Annotated in this window: 13 protein-coding genes and 1 tRNA gene; 11 read left to right on the forward strand and 3 right to left on the reverse strand. The window is 33.9% G+C overall.

The annotated features are described in order from the left end of the window. Positions 1 to 30: 30 nt before the first annotated feature. Both rimM and FC091_RS03430 read right to left on the reverse strand, forming a co-directional pair. Positions 31 to 564: a ribosome maturation factor RimM gene (gene rimM / locus FC091_RS03425; RefSeq protein WP_138432872.1), complete on the reverse strand. Its 534-nt coding sequence runs from the start codon at positions 562 to 564 to the stop codon at positions 31 to 33. Between the two features lie 156 nt (positions 565 to 720). Next, positions 721 to 1,221, reverse strand: a complete 501-nt coding sequence (locus FC091_RS03430) for a 30S ribosomal protein S16 (RefSeq protein WP_076618300.1) — start codon at positions 1,219 to 1,221, stop codon at positions 721 to 723. Between the two features lie 214 nt (positions 1,222 to 1,435). Here FC091_RS03430 and FC091_RS03435 point away from each other — a divergent pair, with 214 nt between their 5' ends. The 10 genes from FC091_RS03435 (at position 1,436) to FC091_RS03475 (ending at position 13,752) form a co-directional block, all read left to right on the forward strand. Further along, the gene (locus FC091_RS03435) at positions 1,436 to 2,698 is read left to right on the forward strand and encodes a DUF6252 family protein (protein WP_138432873.1); all 1,263 of its coding nucleotides are present in this window, start codon (positions 1,436 to 1,438) and stop codon (positions 2,696 to 2,698) included. A gap of 180 nt (positions 2,699 to 2,878) precedes the next feature. After that, entirely contained in the window at positions 2,879 to 3,343 is a 465-nt protein-coding gene (locus FC091_RS03440) for a ferritin-like domain-containing protein (protein WP_232217152.1), read from the forward strand. Between the two features lie 137 nt (positions 3,344 to 3,480). Further along, entirely contained in the window at positions 3,481 to 3,930 is a 450-nt protein-coding gene (locus tag FC091_RS03445) for a ferritin-like domain-containing protein (protein ID WP_138432874.1), read from the forward strand. Positions 3,931 to 4,092: 162 nt separating this feature from the next. Next, entirely contained in the window at positions 4,093 to 8,478 is a 4,386-nt protein-coding gene (dnaE, locus tag FC091_RS03450) for a DNA polymerase III subunit alpha (protein ID WP_138432875.1), read from the forward strand. 114 nt (positions 8,479 to 8,592) lie between these two features. Next, positions 8,593 to 8,910 carry a thioredoxin gene (gene trxA / locus FC091_RS03455; protein ID WP_076618289.1) on the forward strand — a complete coding sequence of 106 codons (318 nt, stop codon included), beginning with the start codon at positions 8,593 to 8,595 and terminating at the stop codon, positions 8,908 to 8,910. Positions 8,911 to 9,086: 176 nt separating this feature from the next. Beyond that, positions 9,087 to 10,016, forward strand: a complete 930-nt coding sequence (locus FC091_RS03460) for a DUF58 domain-containing protein (RefSeq protein ID WP_138432876.1) — start codon at positions 9,087 to 9,089, stop codon at positions 10,014 to 10,016. Between the two features lie 75 nt (positions 10,017 to 10,091). After that, positions 10,092 to 10,165: transfer RNA gene (locus FC091_RS03465), tRNA-Asp, on the forward strand. Positions 10,166 to 10,651: 486 nt separating this feature from the next. After that, entirely contained in the window at positions 10,652 to 10,825 is a 174-nt protein-coding gene (locus FC091_RS15165; protein WP_171032445.1) for a hypothetical protein, read from the forward strand. Positions 10,826 to 10,951: 126 nt separating this feature from the next. Next, complete coding sequence (locus FC091_RS03470) at positions 10,952 to 12,991, forward strand: tetratricopeptide repeat-containing sensor histidine kinase (RefSeq protein ID WP_138432877.1); 2,040 nt, start codon at positions 10,952 to 10,954, stop codon at positions 12,989 to 12,991. Positions 12,992 to 13,083: 92 nt separating this feature from the next. Next, positions 13,084 to 13,752, forward strand: a complete 669-nt coding sequence (locus tag FC091_RS03475) for a helix-turn-helix domain-containing protein (RefSeq protein ID WP_138432878.1) — start codon at positions 13,084 to 13,086, stop codon at positions 13,750 to 13,752. Between the two features lie 251 nt (positions 13,753 to 14,003). Here the strand turns inward: FC091_RS03475 and FC091_RS03480 are convergent, their stop codons facing one another. Next, positions 14,004 to 14,501, reverse strand: coding sequence for a DUF456 domain-containing protein (locus tag FC091_RS03480; RefSeq protein ID WP_138432879.1), 498 nt, complete (start codon positions 14,499 to 14,501; stop codon positions 14,004 to 14,006). Positions 14,502 to 14,715: 214 nt separating this feature from the next. Between FC091_RS03480 and FC091_RS03485 the strand changes: the two genes are divergently transcribed. Further along, the gene (locus FC091_RS03485) at positions 14,716 to 15,075 is read left to right on the forward strand and encodes a BlaI/MecI/CopY family transcriptional regulator (protein ID WP_138432880.1); all 360 of its coding nucleotides are present in this window, start codon (positions 14,716 to 14,718) and stop codon (positions 15,073 to 15,075) included. The last annotated feature ends 1 nt before the right edge of the window (position 15,076 follow it).

Raw genomic sequence — 15,076 nt, forward strand, 5'->3', positions numbered from 1 at the left:
AGAGTGAAAGTCCTTCCCTTTGAGAAGGATTTAGGATGGGCTTGTATAAAGTTCTATTAACCCCTCAGGAGTTTCAACTTCTATGGTTTTGTTTGGTTTATCTACTTTAATTATAAACTCATCATTCATAGGTATTAAAATTTCAATACCATTTCTGTCAATTTCAAATAGTGCTTGGGCTGTAGTATCATTAATAGCTTTTATAATTCCAACAGTGCCAAAATTGCTGTCTGTGATAGTAAAACCTATAACTTCGTGGTAATAGAATTTATCTCCTTCTAGTTTTGGTAGTAAGTCTAAGGGTAAGTAGAGCTCAGATTTTATTAAAGCTTCAGCATCAGCTTCGGTATCGATATCTTCAAACTTTAATCTAAGTAAATCAGATTTGTGTAATTGCGAAGATTCGATAAAAAACGGTACAAGATTTCCTCTAAGATCCATAAAAACGGCATCAATATTTTCATAAAGATCGGGTTCATCTGTGTCTAGTTTAGCTAAAAGTTCTCCTTTATAGCTGTACTTTTTTACAATTTTTCCTAAGTAAAAACAATCTTCTTTTTTCATAACAAATTAATGATTTATCAACCTGAATTTATTCTATGGTCTATATCATTTAAGTTTTAGATACTGAAACAAGTTCAGCATTATGCAAAAGAAAGTTTTTTGCATAAAAAACCCTGACGATGAATGTCAGGGTTTAAAAGTATAAAAATAAATTTTTTACTCTTCTTCGTTAGAAGCAGTTGTCTCTTCAGCAACTTCTTCTTCAACTACAGGAGCATTTGCTGCGATACGAGCTTCGTTTACAGCTTTCTCTGCTTCAAGTGCTTTAGCTTTAGCATCGGCATCTGCTTTAGATAAACCATCAGCTTTAGCTTGTACTTTTGCTGCTTTTTCTTCTAACCAAGCGTTGAATTTAGCTTCCGCTTGTTCTTCAGTTAAAGCACCTTTTTTAACACCACCTGCTAAATGCTTTTTTAATAAAGCACCTTTGTAAGATAAAATAGCTTTAGCAGTATCAGTTGGTTGTGCACCATTTTCTAACCACTTTACAGCACCATCTACGTCAAGGTCTATTGTTGCAGGATTTGTGTTTGGATTGTAAGCACCTAATTTTTCTAGGTATTTACCATCTCTTTTAGCGCGAGAATCCGCTGCTACGATCCAGTAATAAGGTTTTCCTTTCTTACCGTGTCTTTGTAATCTAATTTTTACAGGCATAATAATTAATTAGTGAGGTTCTCGACCTCCGTTATTAATGAGGGCGCAAAGATAATACAATTTTTTAATTTTTAAGCTTTTTAGCCATTTTAACTAAAAGATTATCACTTTAAACAAAAGTGCTGTCGGAGAGTAAGTCTAGTATAAAAAAATATTATACTTTTGGAATTCTTGTTTCGTTATATTTGAAACAAAGATTAATTACCGCTCAATAATGAAAAAATTAATTGTCTTATCTCTTATCTTATTATCAGTATTTAGCTGTGGCGATGAAGTTGAATTTAACTCACCAGCATTTCAGGGTTCTTTAGATGGAACATCTTGGAGAGCAAAAGCTTTCTCAGCGAGTATTGATGAAAATGGATTCCTAACACTTTACGGTACAAATAATATTGAAACATTAGAGTTGATAATACCTACAGTTGCAGTTGGTGTTTACGTCTTTGGGGATGTAAATACAATAGAAGCACGTTTTACAGCTGCAGATGGTACTATTTACTCAACAAATAATAATCCTAGACCTAACGATGATCCGCCTTCTTACCCAGAGTATGGAGAAATAAGATTAAATGAAATTGACAATAATACATTTACAGGTACATTTAGGTTTACTGCTTTTAACGAGACAGCGACACAATCAATTAATTTCACAGGATTAACGGGTGAAATAGGTTTGGATCCTGTAACAGGACAAAATGGGCCAATTTATGGAGGTGTATTTTATAGAGTGCCTTTAATTTCTGGAACAATTCCCGCAGATCCTATAACGTGTACAGATACAGAAATGGCAGCAGAAACAGCTCTGAATGCATATGAAATGGCTCAGCAAGTTAATGAAGATGGATTTGTAAGTAGCACCGAATTCGAAACGGCATGTAATGCTTATGAACAAGCCTTAATGACTCAGCGTGACTATTGTGGTGATTTAGATGGTTCTATTCAGCAAATGATTGAGGATTTAGGAAATTGTCAAATAAGCTGTGAAATAGCAACTAATAACCGTAACGAAGCTGAAGTACAGTATAATACTGCAACCATGGGTGAATTTGCTGAGAAATGTGCGCAGTATCAAGTTTACTTACAAGAACAGATTAATTTTTGTGGAGATGAAGATGGTGCAATTCAGGCTGAAATTGATAGTTTGGATTGTGGTGACGATGATGAAGATGGCGTACCTAATGTTTTTGAAGATTTTAATGGCGATGGTGATTTAACCAACGACGACACAGATATGGATGGTATAGCAAATTACTTAGATGACGACGATGATGGTGATAGTGTGCCAACATCTTTAGAGTTGCAATTAGATGGTAATGGTAATCTTACAGATACTGATGGAGATGGTGATGCAGATTATTTAGATACAGACGATGATGGTGATGGTATACTAACCATAAACGAAGACGCCAACATGGATGGAGACCCAACTAATGATGATGCAGATGGAGATGGTGTGCCAGATTATCTACAGTTATAAAAAAGCTAAAAGTAAAATTAAAAGCGCTATTTGAAATTTTCAAATAGCGCTTTTTTGTTAAAGGCTGTTAAAGACTATTAAATGGTGTTAAATAACTTGACTTCATGGTGTATGAATGTTATACTATAAGTGCAGATGTGAAACAATACGCATCTATAAAGAACTTATTGAAATTAAAAAATGATTAAAGATATTATGAAGTACGAAAAAATAGTTTCAGACAAGTTAAATGAATTATTAGTAAAAAATTATGACGCCGAAAAAGGTTACATTAATGCTATGCAAGAAGTAGACAACGTTAGTGTTAAAAACTTCTTTAAAAACAGAGCGGAAGAACGCTCCAAATTTGCACGCCAATTGAGAACAGAAATTTTGACTTATGGTGAAATACCAGAAGATTCGGGAAGCTTAAAAGGAATAATGCATAGAAATTGGATGAGTTTAAAAGCCACCTTCTCTTCCAATAATGAAGAGACCATTTTAAATGAAGCCTTAAGAGGTGAAAAGGCCAGTTTAGAAGAATATAATGAGTTGCTAAGCGACAACAATTTTCCATCAAGGTTAATAGAGCTGTTACGCGAACAAAGAAACGCGATAGAAGCAGCTATCAACTCAGTAAAACTTTATGAAGAAGTCTTATCATAATATCTTAAGTTAGATTAAGACCCTAAAAGCCATGATTTTCATGGCTTTTATTTTAAAAATTACTGGACTAAACAACTCTAGTAGATGCAAAATCAGTAGGCATCAAATTAACTACTGTAAACAAAACACAAAACATAATGAACAATACCAAAGAAAGATCAAATAAATTAAACGAACTTATAGAAAAGAATATGAACGCCAAGGATAGTTACGAAAAGGCTATTGAAAAGGTTGACAGCGCTGACATAAAAAACTTTTTTAAATCTAGAGCAGAAGAACGCGCAAGATTTGTGAAGGAGCTACGAAGCGAAGTTTGGGAAAATAAAGATATACCTGAAAATTCAGGTAATATTAAAGGAGAACTTCATCAAAATTGGATGTCTCTTAAATCGCTTTTTTCATCAAACGATGAAGAAGCTATGCTGCAAGAAACTGTAAGAATAGAAAAAACAAGTTTAAAGGAATATAATGAAGTTATTTCTGGACATGCAATGCCTTCACCTCTAATCAATACTCTTAAAAATCAAAAAAGTGCCATAGAGACAGCCATAAGAAGTGCTGAAAATTTTGAAAACATAGTTTCGTAAATACGATAAATTGTTAAGCAAAAAGCCATGCAAAATGCATGGTTTTTTTATGTTTAAAACTCTTAACAACTTCCGTTAAAGTAAGTCGATATTCTATGTAATTTTAAGGGCTATTTTTACGACAAATTCATACTCTTTTTCAAGGTCTAAAACAGGTAACTTATGTACTTAATCTTCGATACTGAAACCACAGGTTTACCAAAGCGGTGGGATGCACCAATAACAGATACAGATAACTGGCCAAGATGTATTCAGATAGCATGGCAGTTGCATGATGCTATGGGTAATTGCATAGATCATCAAGATTATTTGGTTAAGCCAGATGGTTTTAATATTCCGTATGATGCTGAGAAAATTCATGGTATTTCTACAGAGTTGGCAGAAGAACAAGGTATTTCTCTTGCCGAAGTTTTAGAAAAATTCAATGCTGTTTTAGAGAAAACTAAATTTGTGGTTGGTCAGAATGTTGGGTTTGATCTCAACATTATGGGAGCCGAATTTGTTAGGGAAGGTGTCGCAAACCAACTACAAGAATTACCAGTATTAGATACCTGTACAGAGCATACGGCCGAGTTGTGTAAAATTCCTGGCGGTAGAGGTGGAAAGTTTAAACTGCCAACCTTAACAGAGTTACACGAGTTTTTATTCAACCAACCATTTGCCGAAGCGCATAATGCAACTGCCGATGTTGAAGCTACGACACGTTGTTTTTTAGAATTAGTAAGGCGAAAAGAATACACTAAAGAACAGTTAGACGTTCAACCAGATTATTTTGAGAAATTTTCTGAAGCCAATCCGCAACCAATTCAGCTAATTGGGCTAAAACACCTTAATCTTAAACGCGAAAGCGCTAAGATGAATGCAAGGCTTCAAAAGAAGCAGTCTCAAGATACTCCGACACACACAAACAAAGAAGCTATTGCAAAATTGGCTAATGCAGCGTTTGTGCATTTGCATAACCACTCTCAGTTTTCAATTTTACAATCTACCATCAGTATTGGTGATTTAGTAGCGGCAGCGGCAAAAGAAAATATGCCTGCTGTTGCGCTAACAGATCACGGAAATATGATGGGAGCCTTTCACTTTGTTCAAGCAGTTTCTAATCATAACAAGTCTGTAAAAGCAAAGCATAAAGAGGCTGAAGAAAATGGTGAAGAAAAGAAAGGGAAACTAATAAAACCTATTATCGGTTGTGAGTTTTTTGTTTGCGAAGATCATACCGATAAAACCCGAAAAGATAACGGTTACCAAATTGTTCTTTTAGCAAAGAATAAAAAAGGCTATCACAATTTGGCAAAGCTGTCTTCTGCAGCTTTTACGGACGGATTTTACTATGTGCCAAGAATTGATAAAAAACTAATAGAGCAATATAAAGAAGACCTTATTTGCTTAACAGGAAATCTTTATGGTGAGGTGCCAAGCAAGGTGCTGAATATTGGTGAAAATCAAGCTGAAGAAGCCTTAATCTGGTGGAAGGACACCTTTGGAGATGATTTGTATATCGAGTTGATGCGTCATAATCAGGAAGATGAAAATCGTGTTAATCAAGTACTTATTCAATTTGCTCAAAAGCACGATGTAAAGCTAATTGCTACAAATAATACTTACTACGTAGAACAAGAAAACGCCAATGCACACGATATTTTATTGTGTGTAAAAGATGGTGAAAAACAAGCCACACCAATAGGTCGTGGTCGTGGTTATCGTTACGGATTACCAAATCAAGAATATTACTTTAAGTCAACTGAAGAGATGAAAGCGCTCTTTAGAGACATTCCTGAGGCTATTGTGAACATTCAAGAAGTGGTTGATAAAATTGAACCGTTTGAATTGGCTCGTGATGTATTACTTCCTGCTTTTGATATACCAGATGAATTCAAACATCAAGAGGATGAAGTAGATAATGGTAAGCGCGGAGAAAATGCCTATTTAAGACACTTAACATACGAAGGTGCTAAAAAGCGCTACGGTGAGATTACGCCAGAAATAGCAGAACGCCTCGATTTTGAGTTGAGCGTTATTGAAAATACAGGATATCCTGGTTACTTCCTTATTGTAGAGGATTTTATTCGCGAAGCCCGAAAAATGGATGTATCCGTTGGTCCTGGTCGTGGTTCGGCAGCAGGTTCGGTAGTAGCATACTGTTTGTGGATTACCAACATAGATCCAATAAAGTACGATCTGCTTTTTGAGCGTTTCTTAAATCCAGATCGTGTGAGTATGCCAGATATCGATATCGATTTTGATGATGAAGGTCGTGGTCGCGTTATGCAATACGTTATCGATAAATATGGAGCTAATCAGGTGGCACAGATCATCACTTATGGTACAATGGCTGCTAAATCTTCAATTAGAGATACGGCACGTGTGTTGGATTTGCCATTAAATGAAGCGGATCATATTGCTAAACTAATTCCGAATATGTCCAAACTCGGAAAGATATTTGGTAAGAGCGAAAAAGAATTAGCAAGCAAGTTTAGAGCTGAAGAATTAGAAAAAGTCAATCAACTATTAAATATCTCAGACGGTTCAGATTTACAGGCAGAAACGGTAAACCAGGCAAGAGTTTTAGAAGGCTCTGTAAGAAATACTGGCATTCATGCTTGTGGTGTTATCATTACACCAGATGATATTACCAATTATGTTCCGGTTTCGGTAGCCAAAGACTCAGATTTATACGTTACGCAGTTTGATAACTCTGTTGTAGAAAGTGCTGGATTACTGAAGATGGATTTCTTGGGATTAAAGACCTTAACTTTAATTAAAGATACGGTTAAGATTGTAAAGGCACGACACGGTATTGAACTCGATCCTGAAAACTTTCCGTTAGATGATGAAGAAACCTATGCGTTGTTCCAAAGAGGTGAAACGGTTGGGATTTTTCAGTATGAATCGCCAGGAATGCAAAAGCATATGAAGCATCTTAAGCCAACAGTTTTTGATGACCTCATTGCAATGAACGCCTTGTATCGTCCTGGACCTATGGAATATATTCCAAGTTTTATTAATAGAAAACATGGTAAAGAAGAGATTATCTACGATTTACCTCAAATGGAAGAATACCTCAAGGAAACTTATGGGATTACGGTTTATCAAGAGCAAGTAATGTTATTGTCCCAGAAACTGGCTGATTTTACCAAGGGTGAAGCCGATGTGTTGCGTAAGGCCATGGGTAAAAAGCAAAAGGCAGTACTAGATAAAATGAAACCTAAATTCATTGAACAGGCTGCTGCTAAAGGAATGGACAAGGAAAAGCTAGAGAAAATCTGGAAGGATTGGGAAGCCTTTGCTAGTTATGCATTTAACAAATCGCACTCTACGTGTTATGCTTGGATTGCATACCAAACAGCTTATCTAAAAGCGCATTATCCAGCAGAATATATGGCTGCGGTATTGTCCAACAACATGAATGATATTAAGTCCGTAACCTTCTTTATGGAAGAGTGTAAACGTATGCGTTTGCCAGTACTTGGGCCGAGTGTTAATGAAAGTTACTATAAGTTTTCGGTAAACCAAGATAACGCAGTGCGTTTTGGTATGGGAGCTATAAAGGGTGTTGGTCACGGAGCCGTAAAAACCATTGTAGAGAATAGAAAAGAGGGTGGTAATTACAAATCTATTTTCGATTTAGCCAAACGTGTAGACCTAAGAGCAGCAAATAAAAAGTCATTCGAAGGTTTAGCTTATGCTGGTGGTTTTGACTGTTTTGAAGATACACATCGTGCTCAATATTTTGCCCATGATGGAGATGGTATAACCTTTTTAGAAAAGGCCATGAAATATGGCGCTAAACACCAAGAAAACGAAAATTCTGCACAAGTGAGTTTGTTTGGTGAGGCCAGTGGAGTAGAAATTGCAGAACCACAAGTACCACCATGTGAAGATTGGGGAACGATGGAAAAACTTTCAAGAGAGAAGGAAGTGGTTGGTATTTATATTTCTGGTCATCCGTTGGATGATTTCAAAATTGAAATGAAGAATTTCTGTAATGGTACAATTTCTGTTTTTAATGATTTAGAAGCAATTGTTAACAGAGAAATTACTTTTGGTGGTGTTGTTACAGACGTGCAACATCGTGTAAGTAAGCAAGGCAAAGGCTGGGCATTATTTACCATCGAAGATTATACAGATAGTTATGAATTTAGAATTTTTGGGGAGGATTATCTAAAGTTTAGACATTTCTTTGTGGTAAATTCATTTGTCTATGTGCGAGCTTTTGTGCGCGAAGGTTGGACTAATAGAGAAACAGGTCAAAAAGGAGATCCTAGAATTCAGTTTAATAATTTTCAATTATTGCATGATGTTATGGAAACGTATGCAAGAAAATTATCTATCCAATTAAATATTCATGATTTAGAAGAAGACACGATTTTAAAGCTTCAAGATTTAATAAGAATGCATGAAGGGACTAAGAGTTTGAACTTTTCGGTTTACGATAATTCTGAAAAGTTAAAACTCACTATGCCTAGTAGAATTCAGAAAGTTAATATTTCGCAAGAGTTGTTAAATGAGTTAAAAGGTCTTGATGTAAAGTACAAGCTAAATTAGTATAAGCCTAAACAATAAATGTATAATCAAAACAAATACAAGCATTGTAAGGTTTGGCAGAATTTTTGACTAATTTTGTGTAATTAAAGTAGAATTAAATTAATATTAGATATTATGGCATTAGAAATAACAGATGCAACGTTTGAAGAAACAGTATTAAAAAGTGATAAACCAGTAATGGTAGATTTTTGGGCAGCTTGGTGCGGACCATGTCGTATGGTTGGGCCAATCATCGACGAAATATCTACAGAATACGAAGGTAAAGCTGTTGTAGGTAAGGTAGATGTAGATGCTAACCAAGAGTTTGCAGCTAAGTATGGTGTAAGAAATATCCCTACGGTTTTAGTATTTCAAAATGGAGAAGTTGTAGGTCGCCAAGTAGGTGTAGCACCAAAAAACGCTTACGCTGAAGCAATCGATGCACTTTTGTAAACATACTTTCAAAAAGAAATGATAAAAGGTTTGTCTTTACGACAAACCTTTTTTAGTTTCGGTATTATGTTAATCAAAGTATTCTGTCACATCGAGCGCAGTCGAGATGTCTGCAGTAGAGATTTCTCGACTGCGCTCGAAATGATAGATGAATAAAAGATTTGCAATAAGATATTTTGAATTTACAACAAGAATTAAACAAAGCAGGTGGTTTTAAAAACCTTGAACTTTTAGCAAAACAAGTTGTTGAAGGCTTTATTGCTGGGATGCATAAAAGTCCGTTTCATGGGTTTTCGGCAGAGTTTGCTGAACATAAGATTTACAATCAAGGTGAAAGCACCAAGCATATTGATTGGAAGCTATATGCCAAAACTGATAGATTGTATACTAAGCGCTATGATGAAGAAACCAATTTAAGATGTCATCTCATCTTAGATAATAGTACTTCTATGCACTATCCAGAATCTGCTGGTACAACAATAGATAACCTTAATAAATCTGCTTTTTCTGCTTTAGCTTGCGCATCTTTAATGCATATTTTAAAAAAACAGCGTGATGCCGTTGGCTTAAGTATTTACAGTGATGCTTATGATTTTTATGCACCGGAGAAAGGAAGTGAACGCCATCACCAAATGTTATTAAGTAAACTGAGTGAGGCTGTAGTGTCAAAACCAGAATCAAAGAGTACAGAGACATATATGTATTTGCATCAAATTGCAGAAAAGATTCATAGACGCTCTTTAATTTTTGTGTGTACGGATATGTTTCAAACCTCAGAAGATGATGAAAAATTATTTGAAGCATTAAGGCATTTAAAGTATAATAAACATGAAGTTGTGCTCTTTCATGTATTTGATAGGGACAAGGAGCTGACCTTTGATTTCGACAATCGACCAAAACGATTTATCGATATCGAGACAGGTGAGTTTATTAACTTATACCCAGATAATATTAAGGAGAATTATGAAAAGGCTGTAAGTGAGTACTTCAAAACCTTAAGGTTAAAATGTGGGCAGTATAGAATAAAGTATGTTGAGGCTGATATAAGACAAGGTTTTAATCAAATACTTACTACATATATGATTGAGCGTCAAAAATTTATTTAGAGTGGTAAATATTTTTTTATTTTTTGTTTGCGGAATTAAAAAGACAGTGTATATTTGCCCTCGCAATTATGCAACGGTCTGGTAGTTCAGTTGGTTAGAATATCTGCCTGTCACGCAGGGGGTCGCGGGTTCGAGTCCCGTCCAGACCGCAAAAAGCTTCTGGCAATAGGAAGCTTTTTTAGTATAAAAGACGTTGTGTTGTGCTCAGAGTAATATCTGAGACGTAGTAAAAATCCAATAAAAATTGGATATTTACCAATGAAAGGCTTTCCTTTTTTCTTATAGAAAATCGGGATGCTTTTTTGTTTTTAAGCACTTCTAGCTATAGAGAAATATCTACTTTTCAACAGGATTTCAACACTAGAAATGCATTTAAACGATATTTTATATCGTTTTGTCGGTGATTTATTTGTATGTATGGCAAATACTTATATATTTGTAAACTCTTGAAAGCCCTCAAATTCAACTTCCAAGAATTTTAATTCATTAAACACATAACTAAAACGTCCCTCGTTTTATTTTAGTACAATTTAAGGTGATAACCTTATAATAGTTAATTATCCATTCCCTTCCCTCGTCGTAGCGATTATCGCTGCAAAATATAATGTTAACTATTTAACCCTAAATTGATACTTATGAAAACCCTAAAAATTACTTTAGTTTTAGTAGCTGTTGCTTTGTTAACTGTGTCTGGTGTGCAATCTGATAAGGTTGTTTCTAATGAAGGTGAGCCAACGTATAAAGATTACAGCAATAAAAATCTAGTAGTGTTAGACAAAAAGAAATTAAAGAAAAAGTCAAATATCTAAATCGTTTCTAAGTCCTTAAAGACTTAAGAAGATGTTTACTGCAAAGCTAGTCTTATATTTGATGTAAGTCTAGCTTTGTTATTTAATAATTTAATATAATTTTATATTCATTAAACTAAAGTTATATTGAGTTATAAAAATCATTTTATATTTCCTTTCATTCTCTTCACATGTTTTTGTCTGAATGCACAAGAGCATAAATTCAATCAAGAAATAATTGATTCTCTAACGCAATTATCTCTTGATGATGAGCTACCGAAATTAGAGCGCCTCAAGTATTCTAAAAAGCTTTCTAAAATAGCGAAAGAGACAGAAAATGATTCGTTAATTCTTCGTGCAAATAGAATTCTATCAATGGTTTATTATCAGCTAGATATGGATTCTGACTACATCTCTATTAATAAAAGTAATTTAGAGTTAGCTAAAAAGCTAAATGATTCTTTTGCCGTAGTTGTTGCAACAACAAATTTAGGATCAATATATAGATATCAGCTAAAAAATGACAGTTCATATTTTTACTACAAAAAATCTTTAAAATACTTTTCTCCAACTGAGAATACTTACTTAGAGTCTAATTCTTACTTATATATAGCTGATATTTTTGAAGAAGAAAATGATTTTACAAATTCTGAAGTAAATGCAATAAAGGCAATAAAAATATTAGAAAGCCTAAAGGAAACCGAGATCGTTTTGGACGACTTGTGGATAGCAAATAATCTTTTGGCTATAATTAATAAAGAATTAAAAAATTATGAAAAATCTCTTGAATATTATGATATAGCTATTGAGATTGCTAATAGGAAAGAGAGTGGATACCTGAATGAGGTATACTCACTACATAACAAAGCTATTGTGTACAGGTTGTTAGGTGATTATGATGAAGCTATTATGATTTTTGAAAATCTAATTTCAGATAAAGAAAAATATAATCTAGAAGACCCAAAATTTTATCCTTCTTTATTAGATAATTTGGCTTACACAAAGTTTATATCTGGCGATTATGATTATGCAAAAGTAGAAGGTATTTTTAAAGAAGGCTATACTTTAAGTGAAAGTATTGATGATAGCTATACCAAAATGAGCTTAGCATCAAATATAGCTAAATTCTATTTGGCACAAGGCGATAAGACAGCAGCATTAAATTATGCACAAGAAGCTTATGATTTAGGGAAAGAACTTTCTACTACAGAAATAATATTAGAGTCTTTAGTAACTCTTTCTAAAATTAAAGAGGGTGATGAAGGTATTAAGTACTTAAATGAACATATTAGGCTTTCAGACAGTTTACTTTATCTAGAAAGAGCAAATAAAAATAAATTCGCTAGAATAGAATACGAAACTGACCAATTAGAAGCTGAAAACGAACAAATCTCCAAAGAAAACTTTTATCTTCTCATTCTATCAGCAGGATTATTGCTTACTGCGGTTTTAGTGTATTTAGTTATCTCCCAACGCGCTAAAAATAGAAAACTAAAACTTATACAAGTACAACAAAAAGCCAACGAGGATATTTATAACTTAATGTTAAGCCAACAGGATAAAGTAGATGAAGCCAGAACATTAGAAAAGAAAAGAATTTCTGAAGAATTACACGATGGTGTTTTGGGACGATTGTTTGGCACGCGTCTTAGTTTAGATAGCATAAACTTTAAGGATGGTAAAGAAGCAATGATGACTAGGGCCAATTACATTGGTCAACTAAAAACCATTGAAGAAGACATCCGCAAGATTTCTCATGAGTTAAATACCGATTTTGTTTCAGGTTCTGGTTTTATGGATATTGTTTCAGAACTAATTGAAAACCAGACAAAGGCTTATGGCCTAACCTATGACTTTAACTATACCGACGATATCAGCTGGGATTCTGTGTCAAATAAAACAAAGATTAATATCTACAGAATCATTCAGGAATCTATGCAAAATATTTACAAGCACGCCAATGCTAAAGCTATAAAAATTAGTATTTCTTTAGAAAATGATGTAATTTGCCTAGACATCATTGATGATGGAGAGGGCTTCGATACATCGAAAAGCAAAAAAGGTATTGGTTTAAAGAACATGACATCTCGTGTTGAAGATATTAATGGAAAAATCACCTTCACTTCTCAATCAGGAAATGGTACAACTGTTAATGTTAAGATTCCCTACAATAACCAATCGACATGAACATGAATCAGTATAAGTATAAAAGTTTTAAAATTAAATAAACCTTTTGCTGATGAATTGCCTGTGTCTTATTAAAAACGAGAGACAAGAAGATGAAACATATTAACATCTTAATGGTAGATGATCACCCTATAATTATTGAGGGTTACCAAAACGTGTTAATGGCCACAAAGGACGACGACCAAACCTTACTTATCGATACAGCTAATAATTGCGATACTGCACAATTAATGATTAATAGAGCAGCTAAAGGCACACCTTACGATGTGTTTTTTTTTGATATTAGCCTGCCTCCATCAGAAGATGGAAGATATGCTTCAGGCGAAGATTTGGCACTTCTAGCAAAAAAAGTACTTCCAGAGGCCAAAATTATAATTCTTACAATGTTCAATGAATCCTTTAGAATTCATAACATTATAAAAGAGATAAATCCAGATGGTTTTCTCATAAAGAGCGATTTAACCTCCATGGAATTAGCCGATGCTTTTCAGCAAATTCTCAAATACCCTCCGTATTACAGTAGTACTGTAAGTAACTACGTAAAAAAGACAATTACCAGTGAAATTTATGTCGATGACATTAACAGAAAAATTCTACACCTCCTGTCACAAGGAATAAAAACCAAAAGCTTAAGTGAGTATATTCCTCTGTCAACCAGTGCTATAGAAAAGCGTAAAAAACAGCTGAAATTATTGTTTTCTGTTGCAGATGGAAAGGACGAAACATTGCTTCAAGAAGCAAGAGAAAAAGGGTATTTGTAAAAATATTAAAGAAAATAGGTGTATTCACGAGGTTAAAAAAACGTTTGAATCTATTGGTATAGTTAGAAATTACGGTTTTTCCGCAACAAGTCTATGGTTTTACCACAACAAAAAACTAAAATGATATTATACATTTACCACAGGTCAACAAGAATTAATTAATCCCTCATTTAAGTAATTGTTGAGTTAATAGCAAGAAAAATTAAACCTAGTTGTACTTTTTACGACTAGGTTTTTTTCTTGCTTTTTTGTTAAAACCAACTCGCATTATGCTCCGTTAGTTTGGCTATAAAAAGGCCTAAATAAACTACTGTGACAATAAATTTTAAGAATGTAGAAGCTATAAATCCTAAGAATGAGCCAAAAGCTGCCTTCAACGCCTTGTTAATATCATTTCTGTGAACCATTTCTCCAACTAAGGCACCAATAAAAGGACCTATAATAATTCCAAATGGAATAGGAGTTATAAGTCCAATAACCAAACCTAGTGTAGTGCCAATCATACCTTCTTTGCTACCACCAAAACGTTTTGTTCCAATTGCAGGTATAATATAATCTAACACATAAATAAATATGGCGAATAATAGCGTAACGATTAAAAATGTATTACTGAGTTGTACGCCTTCAGTAAAATGTAAAACTAAGAGTCCAAACCAACTCGTAAGTGGACCAGGTAATACAGGCAAAAAACTTCCTAAAACACCTAAAATCATTAGGATTACTCCAACTGAAACTAAAAAAATTTCCATATAAAATCGTTACGTTCAGTTATATGACGTACAAATTATGCATTAGTTACATTTTTAACTAAAAGATTAGTTTAAACTAAATATTTAGTTATATTTGTTTTGATATTCAAATAAAAACTTAGTTCAATGAAACACCTATTATCAAACTTTAAGCACACAGCAGAATGTTAATTGGGTGTTCCATGTGACCTTTGAAAAAAATAAATATTAACACATGAAACAATTAACCAAAGCAGAAGAAGAAATAATGCAAGCCCTTTGGCAGCTAAAAAAGGCTAATGTAAAATCTATAATTAAGGTTTTGCCAGAGCCAAAACCTGCTTATAATACTGTGTCTACAATTGTTAGGATTTTAGAGTCTAAAGGTTTTGTGGATTATGAAAAGGAGGGTAAAGGTCACACGTATTTCCCGATTGTAGCAAGAGAAGCTTATAGTAACCAGTCTATAAATAAGTTATTAGACAATTATTTTCAAGGCTCTTTTAAGAGTATGGTGTCTTTTTTTGTGAAAAAGAATGATGTAGATATTAATGATATAGAGCGTTTACTGAATGAAATTAATAAAGAGAAGTAAT

Source organism: Winogradskyella algicola, assembly GCF_005869935.1.
Classification (GTDB): domain Bacteria; phylum Bacteroidota; class Bacteroidia; order Flavobacteriales; family Flavobacteriaceae; genus Winogradskyella; species Winogradskyella algicola.

Coding starts and splice junctions, on each gene's coding strand:
- rimM (WP_138432872.1), bottom strand. CDS start 564: ATGAAAAAAGAAGATTGTTTTTACTTAGGAAAAATTGTAAAAAAGTAC.
- FC091_RS03430 (WP_076618300.1), bottom strand. CDS start 1,221: ATGCCTGTAAAAATTAGATTACAAAGACACGGTAAGAAAGGAAAACCT.
- FC091_RS03435 (WP_138432873.1), top strand. CDS start 1,436: ATGAAAAAATTAATTGTCTTATCTCTTATCTTATTATCAGTATTTAGC.
- FC091_RS03440 (WP_232217152.1), top strand. CDS start 2,879: ATGATTAAAGATATTATGAAGTACGAAAAAATAGTTTCAGACAAGTTA.
- FC091_RS03445 (WP_138432874.1), top strand. CDS start 3,481: ATGAACAATACCAAAGAAAGATCAAATAAATTAAACGAACTTATAGAA.
- dnaE (WP_138432875.1), top strand. CDS start 4,093: ATGTACTTAATCTTCGATACTGAAACCACAGGTTTACCAAAGCGGTGG.
- trxA (WP_076618289.1), top strand. CDS start 8,593: ATGGCATTAGAAATAACAGATGCAACGTTTGAAGAAACAGTATTAAAA.
- FC091_RS15165 (WP_171032445.1), top strand. CDS start 10,652: ATGAAAACCCTAAAAATTACTTTAGTTTTAGTAGCTGTTGCTTTGTTA.
- FC091_RS03475 (WP_138432878.1), top strand. CDS start 13,084: ATGAAACATATTAACATCTTAATGGTAGATGATCACCCTATAATTATT.
- FC091_RS03480 (WP_138432879.1), bottom strand. CDS start 14,501: ATGGAAATTTTTTTAGTTTCAGTTGGAGTAATCCTAATGATTTTAGGT.
- FC091_RS03485 (WP_138432880.1), top strand. CDS start 14,716: ATGAAACAATTAACCAAAGCAGAAGAAGAAATAATGCAAGCCCTTTGG.